The following is a 19566-nucleotide window of genomic DNA, read 5'->3' as shown; positions in this document are numbered from 1 at the left end:
TCGCTCTTTCTCTCAGTTTACCATAGTAAAGCAGTTGTCTGCATTCACTTGCTGTCCAAACCGCGTCCTTTTTGTGCAATAAATGTCCAGTTTTGGCCGCCGTTGTTCGTTTGGTACAGATCGCCGCGCTGGGTTAAAAGGACGGCCTGGCCTTGGTGTCGCGGGTTTTGCACAATTTTTATCAGACGATCTCGTTCAACGGTGCCGGTATCTAAATTAATCGTTTTCTGCTGTTTCGGTACAATTTGATAGAGCATCGATTCTTTCCCGGAAACAGCTGCGAATAGAGACGTTTTTGGATCAAAACTATAGGCAGCACTCGTCACCAACTGTCCTTTTAAAAAGTGTTCAAAATGTGCGCCTTGATCATTACTGATATACAATCCTTTGGAAGTTCCGATCGCAACCTGGTTTTTATCAATCGGCGATGCTGTCAGCAACGGGGCATTTCCCGTAATCCGGATACTGCTGCCCCTTTGCCAAGACCGTCCCTGATCATCCGACCAGCGTAGAACGAAAACTTCGCCTGTCTTCTTTTGAAGTTGATAAATCCGCCCCGTTGCATAACCAATTGTCATCAATCCATTTTGATTGTCCAGCTGGTGCCGCTGCATTGTCGCCTGATCCAAGGTTTTCCATTCGAGCGTACCCGACTCATACAGTTGTAGAAATCCATTACGTGTCGGCAAGTATTGAGCGGTTTTTTCGCTACCTTTTAATTTATGCGTCCGCCATTGGCCGTCCTTATAGGTGACCAGCTGTTTGTCTGCCGTAGCCAGCCATAAAGTCTTTCCATCACTGCTGTACCCGGCACCAAGCACATGCGAAAAACGAATGCTGCTCGTTCCTCCAGAATTTGCTTCGTGAACTGAATAAATAATCCATAAAGTTATTCCCGCAAGCAGAAGAATGAAGATGATCTTTGCAAGCAGCAGCCAGAAAACCCAATGGACACTGCGCTTGCCCGATGTTTGTCCGTTTGTTTCTGTCACATGAAACCACTCCGTCTATTAAGATCTTCCACTAGTGTAGCGAATCTTTAAAAAAAAGCCGAGCAGACTGCTCATTCATCGTCGCCCTATAGCCAGCGGGCCGGCTTATTTATAAGCGATAATATAGTAGTCAGTTACGGGTTCTCTAAAAATGCCCGACGAATCAATTGTTTTCAATACATCATAGATTTCTTTTTCAAATTGTGGCGCTTCTTTGCCAAGTTGGGTCTTCCGACACGTTGATGTGGAATAAAGATAGCCGATGATGGAAGGTATATCGCGCTCACGTTCCGAGTGGATCTGTCCGGTCAATAAGGAATGAAACGAAGATTGAGCAACGATGTGTTCGTGGCGAACCGCGTTGATGCGTCGATTGCGGTTCGGAAACCACTTGTCAACAACGTGCTGCACTGCCTTCTGCCACTCTAGTGAACGGTCACCAAGGATATGCCCCTGTCCGACCAGAGCGAGTGCGCCACCTTCTTCAAGAAGATCATAACTCAATTTCAGCACATGTTCGCGATCCATCCAATGAAAAGCATCACCAGCTGTAATCATACGGAAGCTGCCAAGTGCAGGGCTGATTTTTTCAGAAGGCATCTTCATCCACTTCATCTTTTTGATGTTGAGCAGTTCGCACTGACTTTGAGCAGATTTCAACATGTCTGAACTGACATCAATTCCAACCGTTTCTTCAAAGAAATGTGCGAGAGGAAAAGTCAATTTTCCTGTCCCACAGCCAAGATCAAGCAGCCGGCCTTCACCATTCAAGTGGCACTTATTCGCTAACGTATCGATTAATCGGTCACTGTATTGACCACGGTATTTCAGATAATAGTAGGCTGCTCCGTCATACAGGCCATGTGTTTGCATAATCTCTTTCACCTTATCACCTGTTTTCTCATGCGATTCGATTCTCATACATACATTCGTATGGAAAGAAAATTTTTTTCCAATCAGAAGATGCACTCGCTCTCATTTCAAAGCGATGAACACCTTTATTATTTTAACATAAGATACCTTCGGAACGGGCGTTTTTCATGACTTCAAGAGAGAAAAGGCGCAGCACATGCAAAACCAATTTAAGGGGATGAAGCGATGCACTGGATGATGATTCTCTTAATTGGCATCGCTGCGAGTATTGACAACTTTGCAGTGGGCCTGACCTATGGAATTAAAGGAAAGAAAATTACGTTTTCCGCTAATCTCTTCATGGCTGCAGTCGCTTTGACGGCTTCACTCATAACCTTGTTTGCCGGTGCGGCACTCGGGTTTGTCTTTCCTGAATTTATGGCCAATTTGATTAGCGGGTTAATCATTCTCGGGATTGGCGTCTGGTCACTGATTAGCGGGATCAGGCAGAAAGCCAAACCATCACGAACTATTCCACAGGCAGAACAAATCGATCGCGACCAAAATAATTTGATTTCATTTAATGAAACGATTTGGCTGAGTTTCGCTTTATCGTTTAATGCAATGGGTACCGCATTCGGTGCGGGCATCGGCGGTCTTAGTCCGGCAGCGGTTGCTCTGTCGGTTGCCGTCTTGTCCTTTCTCTCGATTGAGGCGGGGCAGCGATTCGGGTTAAAAAAATTGCGGACACGGATCGGTGCGCTGTCCGAATATGCGGCATCGATCTTATTAATCTGTATCGGTATTTACACCATTTTCGTGTCAATGTAAGCCGTACAATACGGACAATACGGTCGCGGGCAGGCCGTTCAGAATGCTTCTCTGCGATTACCACGGTGCTCTGTAGAACCCTCACACCCGCGCATTGGGTTCACCAATCTGTGATTTGCTGAACATATAGTTTCTCGCTGATACAAAAACGCGTTATATTAAGCACAAAAACAATTAAAACGATTTCGTCAATGGAACGGCCCTTCCCTTACACTACGATATAATTTTGCAAGTCGCTTAACCAGCATATACAATCCAAAGGCGGATAATCCGTAGATCATGGCTGCCCACGCACCTTCGCTTAACCATATTCTCTTTTCAATGAAGGCGGTATAGAATAAAGCAAACGCGAATGCGGACGGCAGCAGCAGCAGATCATCGGATCGAAAGAAAAATTTGACGATAACCAGCCCCACCATAATGGCAACAAGCCCAAAAATCATTTGCGTCATAATCAATTGAACCAACCGTTCCACCTGCTTTCAATTCTGCCAGTCTTGGTTTCGATCTATTCTATGCAGCGGCTTGTTTCAAGATTCATCACAAACGGCGCGACATGAGACGTTTTCGTGTGGATCATTTGGTTGCGGATGAATCGCTGATTCTGTAAGAAAAATTAGGCTACACCTTGGCCTTGGCCATCGGTCTTGTGCCTGTGCGCCACTACAGCTGCTCGCTTGCCGAGGGCGATCCGGAAGTCTCCTCGGACGCGCAGTTTTCCTGCGGGGTCTCCTTTGGCTCGCGATCAACGGGAACGCTCCGCAGACGCTGAAGCGCTTTCGTGACTTCCGCAGGATGCGCTGACTTCTGCGTTGGCGCAGGACGTATTTTCACAGGATGTGATGACGTTCGCGTTGCATATAGGACATATGCGTACTTAGCGAAAGTTCCTTTACAATTAGCACAGGTTCCTTTTTTTATGACACGAATCGTCGTTCCGCAAAATAAAAGCATAACTTGTGACAAAAATCCGGAAGGCATGCCTTCCGGATTTTCGATGCACTTTAATTCGATTCGTGCTGCCCTTTTGAACAGGAACCTAGGCAGATCAGCCTTCGGTCACTTTGATTTCTTTTTCCAAATCCTTACGGGAAAGATTTGCGTTTAAGAAACCTTTCGTCTCAGGCGTATAAAGGCTCATGTGTGTTTTTTGATCTACCTTCAGTGTTCCATGATCCAGTTCGTAGTCAAACACATGACCGCCGCCTTTTCGCTCTTCATCGATAAAATGAAGGTGAAATCCTGAAACGGCAATTCCTTGCGTGAATGCCGGTGACCAGAATCCAAGTACAGTGCCCTTCACATTCTTAAAATGAAATACCGGCTGCGTTTTCACCGCTTCTGTCATCGGAATCGGTTTTTCCTGATAGGAAACGGTGCGTGTACTGACCTCTTTGAAAACACCGTCGATCCGGAAAGCATAAAATAAATTTTCGCTTTTCATCAATTTTTTCATTTCTGCTTCAAAAGCTGATTTATTAAGCGGATGTTCAAAGGTCTTCGTTACTGCTGGTTTAAAGTAGGTAAGCGAGCAGAACGGTGTTTTGTCTTCACTTTTCAGCGGTGTTGCCGTGCCGTCACCGCGCAGTCGGTAAAATTCGCCATCAAAAGCGATCATTTCGCCATCAAGATGTTCAAACGTTCCAATACCAAAATCACCAAATGCTTTAATTTCATCATAGCTCATTGCCCCTTCAAAAACGCCGTCGAGCAGTGACGACATTGTTGAAAGTTGAAACAACTGCCCATTGTCTACTGTTTGTGTCATCGCGCACATCCCCTCATTTCATTATTTGTCTCCGTTCAAATTCAATCAGTTCAACTGGTTCGGAATCAAGCTCTTGCCTAGAGCCACATTGTCACTGTAATCAACAGGTACGTCAATAATTACCGGACCGTCATTGTACGCGAGCCCTTCCTTAAGCACCGCTTCCAGTTCTTCCGGCTTGTTGACACGCAGCCCCTTTGCGCCGAAAGCCTCCGCATACTTCACCACATCGATCGGGCCAAAATCAACACCAGAAGTACGTTTGTATTTCATCTGCTGCTGGAACGCAACCATGTCATATGTCCCGTCGCGCCATACAATATGAACAACCGGAAGCTTCAGACGAACTGCTGTTTCCAGTTCCATTGCTGAGAATAAGAATCCGCCGTCGCCGGACATTGAGATTGTTTTTTGGTGATCGTTTACAAGCGAGGCAGCCATTGCCCACGGAAATGCGACACCTAACGTCTGCATGCCATTGCTGAAGAGCAGCGTCTTCGGTTCATAAGAACGGAAGTGGCGTGCCATCCAGATGTAGTGAGAACCGACATCACAGGTCACGGTTGTATCATCGCGGATCAAGCTGCGCAAGGTATGGATCAGACTAAGCGGGTGAACACGGTTGCCATTGACCTTCTTCGGCGGTTCATCGCGGATATCCAATCTGTGCCGCATTTTTGCTAGATAGTCAAGATTTTCTTCAGTAATATTTAAATGCGTCAACTTTTCTGTGATTCGCTTAACCGTTGACGGAATATCACCAACCAGTTCAAGATCCGGCTGATAGTAATGATCGATATCGGCACGCACTTCATCGAGATGAATAATTTTCCGCGCACCAACATTGTTCCAGAATTTCGGATCATACTCTACTGCATCATAACCGATGGTAAGTACCACATCCGCTTTTTCAAGCACCAAGTCGCCCGGCTGGTTGCGGAATAAACCGATACGTCCATAGAAGTTCTCTTCCAAATCGCGCGGAATTAATCCGGCAGCTTGGAACGTTTCCACAACCGGAAACGAGATTTTTCTCAGCAGTGCACGGACAGCTGAAACAACCGAGAAACGATTCGCACGCATACCAGCCAAAATCACAGGCATCTTTGCGTGTTTAATGGCTTCTACGGCCTTGTCGATCGCATCCTCTGATGCTGTACCAAGTATCGGGCTCTCAAGCGGTCCAAGTGCATTTACCGTCGTTTTCGATACCAGAACATCTTGTGGGAAGCTGACCACGCTTGCGCCGGCCGACGTTGATTCAGCAGCACGGAAGGCATTCGTCACAACTTCTGGAACATTCTTCGGGTCGACGACTTCAGCACTAAACTTAGAAATCGGTTGAAAAAGCCCTGCATTGTCCATCGATTGATGGGTCCGCTTCAGGCGATCTGCCCTTGGCACAGCTCCGACAAGAGCCACCATCGGATCGTTCTCCACGTTAGCGGTAACAACTCCCGTTGCCAAGTTAGATGCTCCTGGTCCCGATGTAACGATGCATACCCCTGGTTTGCAGGTAAGCCGTCCGATTGCCGCAGCCATAAATGCTGCATTTTGTTCATGGCGGCACACGATTAATTCCGGTCCGCGGTCCTTAAGCACATCAAAAACGGCATCAATTTTTGCCCCTGGGATGCCAAAAATGTATTTCACACCTTGCTTAATTAAACAGTCAACGACCAATTCAGCACCGGTTGCCAATTCCTGCTTTTTTTCTGTTTTTTCCAAATCGCTCACCATTTTTCCCTCCATTGTTTATGAATAAGCCGTGGTGTCTTGCCGATCTGCTTTATCGAAGCAAACGGTAGTTTGACCGAGCATATTTCAGAAACTTTATCTATGACTAACATCATTCTACCGCGCCGTTTTTCTAATGTGAAATATATTATTGAACATCATGTAATACTCAGTGTATATTAATAATTAAAGGGCTCAAAAGGAAGACAGCTGGGTCACGGTTACTCCGCTAGCGACGTTGATTCATCTATGCTTGAACGACACTTCAGCTGCTGCTTGCCGCGGGCACAAGTCTCCTAGCGACTTGCTCTTTTGCCTCTTGTCCATGACCTTTTCATTTGCCGAAGTCAAATCGTTTCTATAATTAAAACAAAAGCACACATATCTTTTTTCCAAGGAGTGATAACATGGAACTTCGCCATTTTTTATATTTTATAGCAGTTGCTGAAGAACTTCATTTCGGACGAGCCGCTGCTCGTCTGCAAATGACGCAGCCGCCGCTGAGCAAACAGATTCAGCAATTTGAAGAAGAAATCGGCGTCCCGCTTTTCAAACGGAACAAGCGTCATGTTGAGTTGACAACAGCCGGTCAGCTGTTTCTTCCCGAAGCACGTGAAATCATTGCACAAGTAAACCAAGCGGTTGACACAGCGCAGCGAGCCGATCGCGGTGAATTCGGACGTCTTGTCATCGGTTTTGTCGGTTCCGCCACCTACGACATTTTGCCACAAATCATTCGTGAATATCGGCGCAAATTCCCTCACGTCTCGATTCGGCTGCATGAACTCTCAACGCCCGATCAGGTCAGCGCCCTCATTGGCGAGCGGATCGACGTCGGTCTTTTGCACCCTCCGGTCAGCAGTTCGTTTATTGAAACAATTCCAATCAAGCGCGGTTTTGCTGCGCTCTCGCTGCCGAAAAATCACCCGCTTGCAAAAAAAGAGCATATATACATTGAGGACTTGCAAGATATTCCGTTCATTCTTGTCTCACGCGACATTTGGCCTGGGTTGTATGATGAGTTTCTGTCATTGTTTCAATCGGTCGGCTTCACCCCGAGCATTGTCCAGGAAGCAACTGAATATCAAATGGTTGTCGGCTTGGTATCGGCCGGTATCGGCATCGGCGTTGTTCCAGCATCGGCGGAGAAACTCTTCAATCTGGAGGTTGTTTACCGGCAAATTGACAATTACCCGCTTACAGCAGTACTCTCGCTGGCTTATTTGAAAAAAAATACGAATCCTGCTTTGAAACAATTTGTTTCTTTGACAAAGCGGATTCGTATCGATGAATAATTGATTTATTAGGACTTGATCAGCGTATCATCCTTGCTCTTTCGCCGCAGCCGTACTAAACGAATCACATGCGAGACAAACGTTTTAATCATCGCATAAGTTGGAACGGCCAAAATCATACCGATCGGTCCAATCCATTTTCCCGAGACGAGCAGCAGAACAATAATCGTTAAAGGATGGGTGTTTAAACGTTTGCCCATGACAAGCGGCGAAATCAGATGTCCGTCAAGCTGCTGTACGATCACGATCACAGCGAGTACCAGCAATGCTTTCGCCGGCGAATCCATCAGCGCGATCACGATCGCCGGTGTTGCGCCAAGAATGGGTCCCAGATAAGGGATAATATTGGTCACACCGACAACGAGACCGAGTAACAGACTGTAAGGCAAGCCAATGATTGAAAAGCCGATACTCGAGGTCACGCCGACAAAAGACGCAACAATGATCAAGCCATGAATGTACGAAGACAGCGTATCGTTCAAGTCCCTCAAGATATGGTTGACCTCATCATGATACTTGTGCGGAAAAAATCGCGTGACCGCATGGGGCAGCCTGTTCCCATCCTTCAACATATAGAATAGAATAAATGGAACCGTGACGACGGTTAACGTGACATTCACCAGTACATTGAAGAACGTGGACAGACCGCTGCCGGCATTATTGGAGAACTCTTTCAGCATTTGTTCTAAATTGTGCTGTATTTTATCAATCGAATAATAATCTTGATGAACCAGCCATTTAAATCCCTGTGTGTCGGCAAGATGTTCAATACTGTTACGCCAGCTGCTAATATAGTCCGGCAACTGTCCGAACAAAGATTTGATTTGGTCGGTAAGTGGCGGTCCGACGATCAGCACAAGCAACGCAACCAGCCCGGTAAGGATGATATAAATGATTAAAATGCCAAGTGTTCTCGGCACCTTCATCCGTTGCAGCAAATCAACAAATGGACTTATGAGAAAGAATAAGAAACCCGCAACAATAATCGGAAAAAACAACGTTGTAGTCAAAGTCACCACAGGGACAAAAATAAATGAAATTTTCGTTAAGATGAAGATAAGCAAGGCAATACCCAGCAGCTCCAAAGTCCAAAAAATAATCGTTGAATGTTTATTCAGCACCGTTTCCACACCTTTACATAAGCCTCAATGAGGTCGCTTCCGTTTCTTTATTACTATTATTATAGGGGGTAATGGCATTTGGGGCAACGAAAGCGAGGTGGGTGCTTCACTCCGAAGCAGCTATCCGTCTCTCAGTCTGGCTTGTGTCGTTCGATTAGGAGTATAATCAATTATCATACACGCCGTAAAAAAAGGATGTGAGTTAATGAGCATCTACTCAATTTTACTAGCCATTTTAATTGGTATAAATATTCTGTTTGGGATAACAATTGTTTTTCTTGAGCGAAGAAGCGTCAGTTCAACCTGGGCGTGGCTGATGATTCTAAATTTCCTCCCGATCATCGGATTCATCTTCTACCTTATTTTTGGTCAAAATTTGAGCAGACGGAAAATTTTTAAGTGGGATCATATCGTTCATAAACGAACCCAGGATTTAGTCAGCAAACAAATGCTCGGTATCGTCAATCAGGATCCGCCGTTTTCTGAGCCGATTCTTCGCGAATACCATCGTTTGATCTATTTAAATTTGAATAATGATGAAGCGCCGCTGACTTTAAACAACAAACTTTCGATTTTCACTGATGGTGAAACCAAATTTCAGAACCTGCTTCACGACATTCGCTGCGCAAAGCATCATATCCACATCGAATACTACATCTTCCGTGGAGATTTTCTCGGAAATCAGTTGATTGATCTATTGACAAAGAAAGCAGAAGAAGGCGTTATCGTTCGCTTGCTTGTCGACGATGAAGGTTCCAGACGGTTGCCAAAGAAACTGGTACGTCGGCTCACTCAGGCCGGCGGCAAATTTTATACATTTTTTCCCGGCCGCCTGCCGTTGCTTAACTTGCGCATCAATTACCGCAATCACCGCAAATTGGTGATCATCGATAGCAAAATCAGTTATATTGGTGGCTTTAATGTCGGCGATGAATATTTAGGGTTAAGCAAAAAATTTGGCTTTTGGCGCGACACGCACCTACGCATTGTAGGTGAAGCCGTGAACAGCATTCAGTCACGGTTCCTGCTTGACTGGCACCAGGCGTCAAAAGAACGCGTGCCGTTTCAATCCTATTACACCATGGATGATCACACCAAATACGGAGAAGTCGGCATCCAAATTGTCTCAAGCGGACCGGATCAGAAATGGGAACAGATCAAAAACGCCTTTATTAAAATGATTTTATCCGCCAAACAAACGGTCTATATTCAAACGCCCTATCTGATTCCGGATGAAAGTCTGCTCAATGCAATCTCGATTGCATCGCTTTCTCATGTCGATGTCCGCATCATGATCCCGAATAAACCGGATCATCCATTTGTTTATTGGGCAACGTATTCCAATGTTGGCGCCCTTCTTGATGCAGGAGCACGTGTATACCTTTATCAAAACGGGTTCCTTCACGCAAAAACGATCATTGTTGACGAACGGTTGTCCACAGTCGGGACATCCAATCTCGATTTTCGCAGTTTTGGCTTGAATTTTGAGGTCAATGCATTCATATACCATCAAGAGACCTCTCAACAGCTCGCGACAATTTTTAAAAAGGATATTCGTCTTTCACGAGAATTGACGCCGTCGGACTACCAAAATCGTCCATTCATCATTAAATTTAAGGAAAGCATTTCACGACTGATCTCACCGGTTCTGTAATAAAGAAGTAAGAAGAGCCAAGCTGATTTTTGCGTACGCTCCGATTGCTCACTTGCAGCGGGCGTCTCACGCTTTCGTATTATTGCTGATATGACGCTAATCGTCATATCAGCAAGGTCAAATCATAGACGATCTTTACTTGTGAAAAACAGCTGAGCGTTTTGAGCGCTCAGCTGTTTTAGTCTGTCCATTTTTCTTATACATTGCGAATCTGCCGCAGCGTTGGGACGCCTGCAGGTCCATCCTGATGTTTTCTCAGAATGGCTTTAATCGCTTCCGTCAGCGGCACGACTTTCTTCTGTTTGTAATCATAACCGATCAAAGTTACACGCCCGCGCGCATGCCAGACACCGCCGGGGCCGGCAATCGCATGCTCAACATCAAAGCTGGACCGGGAGATCGTACTGATCCACGTGTAAACGGTAATTTCTTCATCATAATTAATCTCTTGGATATAATCGCAATGCGTCGACGCAACAATAACTTTCCAGTCATGCAAATCCATACTCGGGGTAAACCAGCGGAAAATCTCGCGCTTGCCCTCTTCAAAATACGTAAAGTACACCGCATTGTTCACATGCCCCATCGCATCACAATCAACAAAACGTACCGGAAGTTTTGTTGTGATCATCTCGATACCCCCTGCTTCCTAGATTCTTTGAATCCTATCCGGAAATTAGTGTACCACAACGAACAAAACAGTGGGCAGATCACGAACAAAAATGACTCAGGAAAGCGTCTCCGCACGATATTCAGAAGGAGAACGTCGCACATATTTTTTAAACATCTTCGTAAATGAAGCATTATATTCATAGCCTAATTGATAAGAAATCGTCAACACACTCAATTTCGGATCACTGAGAAGTTCTTTGGCTCGGTGAATACGCAAAAAATGAATATATTCAAGCGGCGTCATTTTCATCTTGCGTTTAAACCAGTCACAATAATAGGATGGTGAATAGTGTTCCATGGCCGCTAGCATTTTCACATCGATCTTTTCCGTGTAATGATCATGAATAAATCGGATCGATACACTTGATGGGTGGTCAGACATTTTATGAAACCAGTAGTTTAGCAAAAGCACCGCTTCGTCATGTTTGTGCTGCATGACTTCGTGCACAAGCAAATCTGTCACCGATTGCCAGATTAAATTTGTATCCCAAATTAATTCGCTTTGTACATCCACTTTGTTGTTCAAGTAATCATGGATATAACCCTCAGGGACATCAATCACAAGATTATCATTCGATTCTAGTGAACCAAGCGAATAATCGAAACCGGCTGGGAGCAAACAAAATTGAGAACTGCTAATTCTTTTTTCTCCAGATCCGGTTATAACCCGGGTATAGCCATGAATCGGAATAATAAGTCTAAAATGTGACGTGCTGTAATAGTGCTTTTCCTTGCTGAAAGACATTAAATGGAATACAATCTCTTCCACCAGACGTTTCCTCCTGAAGTCATGTTGCTTCCTCTATTTGGTTGTCACGCTACCTATGCTTTATTGGCTCATGTCCAAATAAACTTCGCTAGATGAAGTATAACAAAGATCACACCGGTGAATGTGACAATATTGTTAACAACTGTCGAAATATGTCGGTTTCGTGATCAGAAGTCAATAAATTTGCACTTTGAAAGCGGATACTACGAAAATTGGCAAATAGTCACCGTAGAAATGGAAAAGTCATTGCCTTGCAATCCTTCTATACTCATTCTGTTAAAACAAATTGCAGGGGGAAAATGAATCAATGCATCAATTAATAGCGGAATTTTTGGGAACGGCGTTAATGATTATCTTCGGTGTCGGCGTGCACTGTTGTGAGGTGCTCAATACATCAAAGTATCAGAACTCCGGTCACATTTTCGCCATTACAACTTGGGGATTCGGAATTACGATCTCATTGTTCATCTTCGGGGCAGTAAACATCAATCCTGCGATGGTTGTCGCACAAGCCATTCTTGGCAACATTCCATGGACCAGCGTCATTCCAATCAGTATCGCAGAAGTGCTCGGCGGTGTCTTCGGTTCCATTGTTGTTTTTATCGCTTATTATGATCAATTTAAAGCTTCCATTGACATCGATCGAGTAAAAATCCGAAACATCTTTTCAACAAATCCAAACGTGCGCAACTTGCCACGTAATTTCTTTGTCGAATTTATCGATACGTTTATTTTTATCACAGCAATTCTTGCGATTGCCGCGGCCACAACGGAAGCTCCGGCTATACTTCCTATCGGTGTCGGCTTGCTCGTATGGGCCATTGGTATGGGTATGGGCGGTCCTACCGGATTTGCTATGAACTTGGCTCGAGACATGGGGCCTCGTATCGCCCATGCTATTCTGCCAATTCCAGGTGGAAAAGCAGACAACGACTGGCAGTACGGGATCATCGTACCAGGTATTGCGCCATTCTTTGGTGCCGCATGTGCCGCATTATTCTCACGCTATTTCTTAGGCTTATAAGATTCACTAACTAAAATCCATTGAACAAAAAGCGGAAAGGCATCATGCCTTCCGCTTTTTTTGTCCTCTTTCTCTGCAAAGTCAGCATGAGAAAGTCCGGTGCAGCGACCGAACAAGCGCGCTCATCCTAAACCATCTTGCATACGTTGACCACAAGATGCGCTCTTGCGCTTTCCCCTTCCCCTCGTTTCGATCCAATTTGAATCTTATGGTATATAAAAAGTGTCTCAAAGGAATCACGTACTTTGAGACGCCATCAAGGCATTGCTTGTTTTCCTTATTGATGCACACTTAATCCAATCGTTTTCCTTTGATCCTATTCGTAACCATCACAAGAATCATAGGCAGAAGCGAAACAAAGATGATCAGCACCATCATCAACGAAAAGTGTGCTTTAATGAACGGAATTTGTCCGAAGAAGAAGCCGGCCAGCAAACCTGCAAGTGTCCAAACAACCCCGCCGATAATGTTGTAAAAAAGGAAGAACGGATAATGCATCCGGCTTGCTCCAGCGATAAAAGGAATAAACGTGCGAATGAATGGTGCAAACCGTCCAAGAAAGACTGCAAATCCACCATATTTATTAAAAAAGTGCTCCGCCTTAGCCATTTTTTCTTGATTGATCAATCGCTGAAATCGATTGTGCTTCTCAAAGGACTGACCAATTTCACGCCCCAGCCAATAGTTTAATGTATCGCCCAGTATTGCCGCAATCGCAATTAAACAAAGAAGCAGTGCCAAATTCAATTCAGAACCTGCATGGGCGGCAATCGCACCAGCCGCAAACAGCAGCGAATCACCTGGAAGAAACGGGCAAATAACCAGGCCTGTCTCAATAAAAATCACGATAAATAAGATAATATACGTCCATGCGCCATACTGATTGACAATTTGCGTTAAAAATTGATCAATATGGAGAAAGACATCAATAAACCATGATAACGAATTCATCCGTACGTCTCCTTATGTTCATCATTAAAGTCTTTGGATAGCAAATGGAATAGGCAACTGCTTATGAGGTTTTGCCTGTTATCATCGTACCTAAAATAACGTCGGCAGAAAACCCTATTTTTTATTTTCGCTTTCGTTTAATTCTATTAGATGAACATTTTCTTAAAATCAACGCATCGGCTAGAGTTGCCTTGCTGGAGAAATACATCTTATTCCAGTATGAGAAAGTCCAAGATCATGACTTTCTCATTTGTGAAAAAAAGAATGCCTCTTGAGTCCGTAGACTTTTGAGACATCCTTAGTTGCCGAGCGCTCCTCAGCCAATCGCCTCTTTCATGAACGCAGTAATCGTTTCTTCTTTTGAATCACTTAATACCTTGCCTGTTTTTTTATCAATAAATGTTGGAACAGTCAAGAATTGGTATTTTTGCTTCAGTTGATCAAAACGTTCCTGGTCGTCCTCACGTACAAGTAGCTCGATTTGATCATTGTATTTTCCTTCAAGCGCATGGTTCAAGACCATCTTCGCCCGATCGCAATACGGACATACGGTCTGTGTAATCATCAATACCTTCTTTTCAGCCATTGTATTCACTCCTTTACCCTAATTGTAAACTGCGGTATAGCGATCTGTCATCTGTTCTGTTTCACCGGCGAAGCTCAGCGAAGAATAAGCGACACGTCGCTGCGGTATGCCGCTATTACTAGTATCCGCGCACTATCCTCTCCTTATTATGCAAAGCAAGAAAATGATGCGAAAAAAGTTACTTCTGTTCTTTAAGAAATTCTATTGACAGTTCCGTAAGCAAAGGGTAATATCAGTCTTAATCCCTTGTAAGCTAGTGGGTTTTTTTGAACTCATGTTTTTCATTATTCTTTTCAGAGGAGAGTCGATTATGAGCAAGCAAAGTAAATCATTTGGCGTTCGTGACATCGTGCTCGTTGCATTGTTTGCAGCAGTAACTTATTTGGGCATTTCCGCATTGAGAATTCCTCTGCCGGCAGCAGTAGGCGCTCCATTTATTCATTTCGGCAACTCGCTGCTTGTGCTTTCCGTCTTGCTGCTTGGTGGTTTTCGTGGTGGTTTGGCGGGGGCGATCGGACTTGGGTTGTTCGATCTGCTCAATGGCTATGCATCCACTGCTCCAGTGACCGTCATTCTCGCTTTTCTTGTTGCGGCAATTGTCAGTGGAGCCTTCACATTGCTCAAACATCAGGACAGCCCGCTCAACCTCTTTATTCTTGCTTTGGTTGCCGGCGTATCAAAGATTGCGCTTGAATTTTTACATGGCTTGATTGAGAAACTGTTGCTCGGGAGTGCATTTACTCCGGCAGTGGTTGCAGCCTTCACCAGTCTGCCTGCAACAGCGATTAACGCAATATCTACCGTGATCATCGTCACCGTACTGTACTTCCCGCTCAAAAAGGGATTGTCAATCTTTGATTCAAACAAAGGGATATCCAAACTCGGATAAAAAGATGGTATGATTAAGTTCGGACAATCATTTTGTCCGAACTTTTTTGTATACTCACAAATCCTACCCTAAGGAGCAGACATGAGTGCGCTGATTGAAACGCAGAACCTTTATTTCCAATATCTGCATCACCAAACCAAGCAAAAATGGATTTTGAATGGGATCGATCTCTCAATCCATCAAGGCGAGTTTGTCGCGATTCTCGGCCCGAACGGATGCGGGAAGTCTACATTGGCCAAGCATTTAAACGGGTTGCTGCTTCCTTCAGACGGCTCCGTTCAAATACAAGGTATGGACACGGCGGACCATCAGCAGCTTGATGCAATCCGCCAAACGGTCGGCATGGTCTTTCAAAATCCGGATAACCAGCTTATCTCGACGCTGGTCGAAGAAGATGTTGCTTTTGCACCGGAAAATCTCGGCATGAAGCCCAGTGAGATTCAAAGACGTGTGGATTGGGCGCTTGATGCAGTAGATATGCTGGCTTACAAACGGCATTCCCCGTTCAAACTATCCGGTGGTCAGAAGCAGCGCATTGCCATCGCTGGCATTCTTGCTATGCGGCCGCAATGCATTGTCATGGATGAGGCAACTTCGATGCTCGACCCAAAAGGACGTGCCGATGTCATGCGCATTATCAAACGGCTCAATCATGAATTTGGGATAACGATCCTTTTAATTACACACCACATGGATGAAGCGGCTGAAGCAAGCCGCATTCTGCTTATGAATCAGGGAAAAGTGGTGATGGATGATCGTCCCGAACACGTCTTTTATCAGATTGATTTGCTCAAACAATTGAAATTGGATGTGCCTCAGGTCGTCGAGCTTGTGCTGCGCTTGCGACACCAAGGAATCCGCTTACCTAATCCGATTATCCACGTTGATCAGTGTATCAATGCATTAATAGCTGCCAGGGAGGAAGATTATGGCACTTATTGAATTAAAAAACATAAATTATTGCTATAGCCCGGGAACTGCTTTTGAAAAGCATGCGCTTCGTGATGTATCCATGGCTGTTGACGCCGGTGAATCCGTTGGCCTGATCGGGCATACTGGTTCTGGAAAATCAACGCTGATCCGCCATTTTAATGGACTGCTTCGCCCCAACTCCGGACAAGTGTTGTACCAAGGCAATGATTTATGGAAAAAGCCGAACGAAATCCGTTCGATCCGTTTTCAGATTGGGCTGGTTTTTCAATATCCGGAAACGCAGATCTTCGAGGAAACGGTCGGCAAGGATATCGCCTATGGTCCGCGGAATATGGGACTTGATCAAGAAGAAATTAATGCCCGCATTCGTGAATCCTTGCAATGCGTTGGACTCGACAAATCGTACTTGGAACGCAATCCCTTCCGACTGTCTGGAGGCGAAATGCGCCGAGTCGCCATCGCCGGTGTCCTTGCAATGCGCCCAAAAGTGCTGATTCTGGATGAGCCGGCAGCAGGTCTTGACCCCGAGGGACGTCATGCCCTTTTTGATGCGCTCCATCAGTATCGTCGGAAAAGCGGGGCAGCAGTCGTCCTTGTCTCGCACAGCATGGAGGATACCGCCGACTTTGTTGATCGAGTCGTTGTGCTCGACCAAGGCAGCGTTGCACTGGACGGACCGGTTGCCTCTATTTTTGCTCAAGCAGAGAAACTTGTGTCGATTGGGCTGGATATTCCGCAAAGCACTAAGGTTCTGCTTGGGCTCAAAGCGAAAGGCTATTCCGTTAAAACAGCGGCCTATACCGTTGAGCAGGCGGAGCGGGAGCTGCTTTGTTTTCTTAAGGAGGCGGATCGTCCATGACGCGCGATCTTACCGTCGGTCAATTTATTCCCGGACATTCACTCATGCATCGGCTTGATCCGCGGACAAAGTTGATGCTTACTTTTCTGTTCATCATTCAAGTATTTTTGACGAAAAGCGCGCTCAGCTTACTCTTTTTACTTTTGCTGCTCTGGATTTATATAGTATGTGCCCAAGTCCCCGCGCAAAAAGTATTTCGAGCCGTTCGACCGATTATTCCTGTGATTATCGTTACCGCGCTGCTGAACATTTTTTATGTATCCGGTCACGTCTTGTGGCACTATGCGTTCCTCCGTATCACGGATCAAGGCTTGTTTACCGGGTTTACTTTACTGGTCCGCCTGATCACACTGATCGCCGGCTGCTCGCTCATTACATACACCACGTCGCTCAATGCACTGGCAAGTGGATTGGAACAACTGCTTGCGCCCCTGAAGCGGCTTCATTTTCCGGTTAACGAGTTGTCGATGACGTTGTCAATCACACTGCGCTTCCTGCCAACGCTCGCTGAAGAGCTCGACCGAATTATCGAGGCACAGAAAGCGCGCGGCGCCCAGTTTGGTACCGGAACGATCCTCAATAGGATTCGCGCCTTTTTTCCGGTTATCCTTCCTCTGTTCATGTCGGCATTCCGTCGCGCGTTTGAATTGACCAATGCGATTGAATGCCGTTGCTACCATGGCGGCGAAGGCCGAACGAAATTGCATCCTTTGAAACTTAGGCGACTTGACTATGCAGCAGCAATCTTTTTCTTGGCTGCATTCGCCATGACACTGATTTTCAACGGTATCCGGCAACCGTTTTAATCGTTAACGAAGCGACAATCAGAAAAAAATCGGTACATTTGCCCTCCCATTCTAGGTAACTGCAACATATAATGCAGTATCCGATCATGAGGGGGTGTTCTGATGGGCGAACCAGTAAAAGGCGGTGCCGGCTGCGGATGCGGCGTAGGAAACGGCTTCGCACTTCTTGTTGTACTGTTCATCTTGTTAATCATTGTAGGTGCAGCATTTTGCTACTAATTCCGTTTGAGCGTTGAAAAGCAGCAGCTCATTCGACCCGACACCAAATCGAGTGGTGCCGAATGGCGTAAATAAATGTCAAGCCTCCTGAGAAAGGGCATCCGAGCTGCGGATGCTCTTTTCTCGGTGGATTAAAAGCGTGAGGCGAACATCCCGATATATTCCTTCAGCGCAGTAAATGCAGTACCCCCGCTTGCAGGAACAAACTGACCGGGATAAAGTGCAACACGCCTGCTTTCAAGATAGTCGGTCGGGTAGGGCGTCACGCGAACACCTTCATTCTGAAACAGTAAGACCGCACGCGGCAAATGAAAGGCTGATGTAATCAGAATCGGCCGCTTAAACCGATATGCTTTCATTACTTTTTTCGTATTTTCAGCATTGGTTTTCGTTGTAATGCTCTTGGTTTCCGTAATAATCTTGTTTGCAGGTACGCCAAGTGCCGTGAGTTGACGCTTACCGATCTCAGCCTCAAGTCCACTGTCCGGATAGACCTTTCCTCCGCTTAAAATGATCGGTAAATGCGTTTTCTGATACAAACGGAACGTTGTCAGTAATCGATTCGCCGCATTGCCCGACAACTGCCCCTTCCCTCCTAAATCAGGCGTTCCGAGCGTCGCCCCCCCGCCAAGCATCACCAGGACATCGCCCTTCGGCTTTTCCGGCGGCTGATAATGATTTTCCAGAGGGTGCACCAAAAGAATCCCAGTAAGCGGAATGAAGCTAAGATACATAAGGCAGGTAACCGCTCCAAGCAAAATCGCCAGTTTGCTTTTTTTATGAAACAGCATGACACTCAATAACGCAAGCACCGTCACAAACAGTCCTGGAGGCAATAAAAACCCATAAATAAATTTAATGATATATGCCACGTTCACCGCTCCCGTAGAGACATTTTTAGTGAACACGGCTCGTCTGCCTCAAAGAGGATCTTTGCGCATAACCGCAACAGGGGAGGTTTGTTTCTCCATATCGTCCGTATATACGGTGATCGAACCTTTGTAATATTCCGCGCAAAAGACATCTTCCTTCGACGCAATCCCCATATGCTGAAACACGTCAACCAGCCATTGTTCATCCTTGTCCATCAAATCAAGCATATCATAATCAATCGAACCTTCGGCGACAAGGATAAAACCAAGCCGTTCGTTATCTTTTTTCAATACGGTGAGATGCCCGTTCTGTTCAACCTGCGCCCGGCTCACATCTTTTATTGTGTAAATGTCCTGCATCCGCAGCATGGTCGCAAAATCCGTAACCGACAGATTGGCTTTCTTAAAATTTTTTGGGATCATTTTACCCTTATTAACAATGACAATTGGGTCACCATCAATCCACTTACGCACCTCACTGTTTTTCGCCTTCAAGATTCTCATCGCGATAATCAATCCTGACCAGATGAGCAGAACAATCAGAAATTGCATAATTGTAATATCCGGGTTATAGATCATCCCGCCTATGATCCCGCCAAGCACATAATTCTGGATTTGATCGGCAGCAGATAACGGTGCTAGATTGCCTTTACCCGACATATTGATGAAAATGACGAGGCAGATGAGACCGATGACTAACTTAATGGCTACGTCCATGTATGAAAACACACTGCGT

The 19566-nt window shown here is 45.5% G+C and carries 21 protein-coding genes; 9 read left to right on the top strand and 12 right to left on the bottom strand.

Going from position 1 to position 19566, the window contains the following annotated elements; genetic code table 11:
* Window positions 1–44 precede the first annotated feature (44 nt).
* Both K7399_RS02520 and K7399_RS02515 read right to left on the bottom strand, forming a co-directional pair.
* The gene (locus tag K7399_RS02520) at window positions 45–992 is read right to left on the bottom strand and encodes a hypothetical protein (protein ID WP_223362467.1); all 948 of its coding nucleotides are present in this window, start codon (window positions 990–992) and stop codon (window positions 45–47) included.
* Window positions 993–1097: 105 nt separating this feature from the next.
* Window positions 1098–1865, bottom strand: coding sequence for a class I SAM-dependent methyltransferase (locus tag K7399_RS02515; RefSeq protein WP_164875482.1), 768 nt, complete (start codon window positions 1863–1865; stop codon window positions 1098–1100).
* A 225-nt stretch (window positions 1866–2090) separates the two neighbouring features.
* Here K7399_RS02515 and K7399_RS02510 point away from each other — a divergent pair, with 225 nt between their 5' ends.
* Window positions 2091–2675 (top strand): manganese efflux pump MntP, encoded by a 585-nt coding sequence (locus K7399_RS02510; protein ID WP_028975996.1) that lies wholly within the window; start codon window positions 2091–2093, stop codon window positions 2673–2675.
* 188 nt (window positions 2676–2863) lie between these two features.
* Here K7399_RS02510 and K7399_RS02505 read toward each other — a convergent pair whose 3' ends face one another.
* From K7399_RS02505 to alsS, 3 genes are all read right to left on the bottom strand, one after another.
* Window positions 2864–3142 (bottom strand): hypothetical protein, encoded by a 279-nt coding sequence (locus tag K7399_RS02505; protein ID WP_028983948.1) that lies wholly within the window; start codon window positions 3140–3142, stop codon window positions 2864–2866.
* Window positions 3143–3723: 581 nt separating this feature from the next.
* On the bottom strand, window positions 3724–4443 hold the full coding sequence (gene budA / locus K7399_RS02500) for an acetolactate decarboxylase (protein WP_128166457.1): 720 nt from the start codon (window positions 4441–4443) through the stop codon (window positions 3724–3726).
* A 45-nt stretch (window positions 4444–4488) separates the two neighbouring features.
* A complete protein-coding gene (gene alsS / locus K7399_RS02495) occupies window positions 4489–6183 on the bottom strand; it encodes an acetolactate synthase AlsS (protein ID WP_028975992.1) in 1695 nt (564 codons plus the stop codon).
* 404 nt (window positions 6184–6587) lie between these two features.
* Between alsS and alsR the strand changes: the two genes are divergently transcribed.
* Window positions 6588–7475: an acetoin biosynthesis transcriptional regulator AlsR gene (gene alsR, locus K7399_RS02490; protein WP_028975991.1), complete on the top strand. Its 888-nt coding sequence runs from the start codon at window positions 6588–6590 to the stop codon at window positions 7473–7475.
* Between the two features lie 8 nt (window positions 7476–7483).
* Here alsR and K7399_RS02485 read toward each other — a convergent pair whose 3' ends face one another.
* Complete coding sequence (locus K7399_RS02485; RefSeq protein WP_128166455.1) at window positions 7484–8596, bottom strand: AI-2E family transporter; 1113 nt, start codon at window positions 8594–8596, stop codon at window positions 7484–7486.
* Window positions 8597–8801: 205 nt separating this feature from the next.
* Between K7399_RS02485 and cls the strand changes: the two genes are divergently transcribed.
* Entirely contained in the window at window positions 8802–10250 is a 1449-nt protein-coding gene (gene cls / locus K7399_RS02480) for a cardiolipin synthase (protein ID WP_028983946.1), read from the top strand.
* 196 nt (window positions 10251–10446) lie between these two features.
* Here the strand turns inward: cls and K7399_RS02475 are convergent, their stop codons facing one another.
* Together K7399_RS02475 and K7399_RS02470 are read right to left on the bottom strand one after the other, a co-directional pair.
* Window positions 10447–10881: an acyl-CoA thioesterase gene (locus tag K7399_RS02475; protein WP_028975988.1), complete on the bottom strand. Its 435-nt coding sequence runs from the start codon at window positions 10879–10881 to the stop codon at window positions 10447–10449.
* 96 nt (window positions 10882–10977) lie between these two features.
* Entirely contained in the window at window positions 10978–11691 is a 714-nt protein-coding gene (locus K7399_RS02470) for a helix-turn-helix transcriptional regulator (protein ID WP_028975987.1), read from the bottom strand.
* A 307-nt stretch (window positions 11692–11998) separates the two neighbouring features.
* Here K7399_RS02470 and larD point away from each other — a divergent pair, with 307 nt between their 5' ends.
* Window positions 11999–12715, top strand: a complete 717-nt coding sequence (gene larD, locus K7399_RS02465) for a D/L-lactic acid transporter LarD (protein WP_028975986.1) — start codon at window positions 11999–12001, stop codon at window positions 12713–12715.
* 291 nt (window positions 12716–13006) lie between these two features.
* Here larD and K7399_RS02460 read toward each other — a convergent pair whose 3' ends face one another.
* Together K7399_RS02460 and K7399_RS02455 are read right to left on the bottom strand one after the other, a co-directional pair.
* Complete coding sequence (locus K7399_RS02460) at window positions 13007–13666, bottom strand: VTT domain-containing protein (RefSeq protein ID WP_028975985.1); 660 nt, start codon at window positions 13664–13666, stop codon at window positions 13007–13009.
* Window positions 13667–13982: 316 nt separating this feature from the next.
* Window positions 13983–14252, bottom strand: a complete 270-nt coding sequence (locus tag K7399_RS02455; RefSeq protein WP_028975984.1) for a glutaredoxin family protein — start codon at window positions 14250–14252, stop codon at window positions 13983–13985.
* Between the two features lie 310 nt (window positions 14253–14562).
* Here K7399_RS02455 and K7399_RS02450 point away from each other — a divergent pair, with 310 nt between their 5' ends.
* From K7399_RS02450 to K7399_RS02430, 5 genes are all read left to right on the top strand, one after another.
* Window positions 14563–15141: an ECF transporter S component gene (locus tag K7399_RS02450; RefSeq protein ID WP_028975983.1), complete on the top strand. Its 579-nt coding sequence runs from the start codon at window positions 14563–14565 to the stop codon at window positions 15139–15141.
* Between the two features lie 81 nt (window positions 15142–15222).
* On the top strand, window positions 15223–16083 hold the full coding sequence (locus K7399_RS02445) for an energy-coupling factor transporter ATPase (protein ID WP_028983945.1): 861 nt from the start codon (window positions 15223–15225) through the stop codon (window positions 16081–16083).
* A complete protein-coding gene (locus K7399_RS02440) occupies window positions 16070–16933 on the top strand; it encodes an energy-coupling factor transporter ATPase (protein WP_128166453.1) in 864 nt (287 codons plus the stop codon). Before K7399_RS02445 ends, K7399_RS02440 begins: the two co-directional genes overlap by 14 nt.
* Entirely contained in the window at window positions 16930–17739 is an 810-nt protein-coding gene (locus tag K7399_RS02435) for an energy-coupling factor transporter transmembrane component T family protein (protein WP_128166451.1), read from the top strand. The genes K7399_RS02440 and K7399_RS02435 overlap by 4 nt, the downstream gene beginning before the upstream one ends.
* Window positions 17740–17841: 102 nt before the next feature.
* Window positions 17842–17958, top strand: a complete 117-nt coding sequence (locus K7399_RS02430) for a YjcZ family sporulation protein (protein WP_010024738.1) — start codon at window positions 17842–17844, stop codon at window positions 17956–17958.
* A 131-nt stretch (window positions 17959–18089) separates the two neighbouring features.
* On the opposite strand, the gene K7399_RS02425 is transcribed toward K7399_RS02430, so the two are convergent.
* On the bottom strand, window positions 18090–18830 hold the full coding sequence (locus K7399_RS02425) for a YdcF family protein (RefSeq protein ID WP_128166449.1): 741 nt from the start codon (window positions 18828–18830) through the stop codon (window positions 18090–18092).
* Window positions 18831–18878: 48 nt separating this feature from the next.
* Complete coding sequence (locus K7399_RS02420) at window positions 18879–19559, bottom strand: DUF421 domain-containing protein (protein WP_164875481.1); 681 nt, start codon at window positions 19557–19559, stop codon at window positions 18879–18881.
* Between the last annotated feature and the right edge of the window lie 7 nt (window positions 19560–19566).

Origin of the sequence: Sporolactobacillus terrae (genome assembly GCF_019930545.1) — a bacterium.
Classification (GTDB): domain Bacteria; phylum Bacillota; class Bacilli; order Bacillales; family Sporolactobacillaceae; genus Sporolactobacillus; species Sporolactobacillus terrae.
Note: the sequence above shows the minus strand (reverse complement) of the source record. Positions and strands in the feature narration are given on the sequence as shown.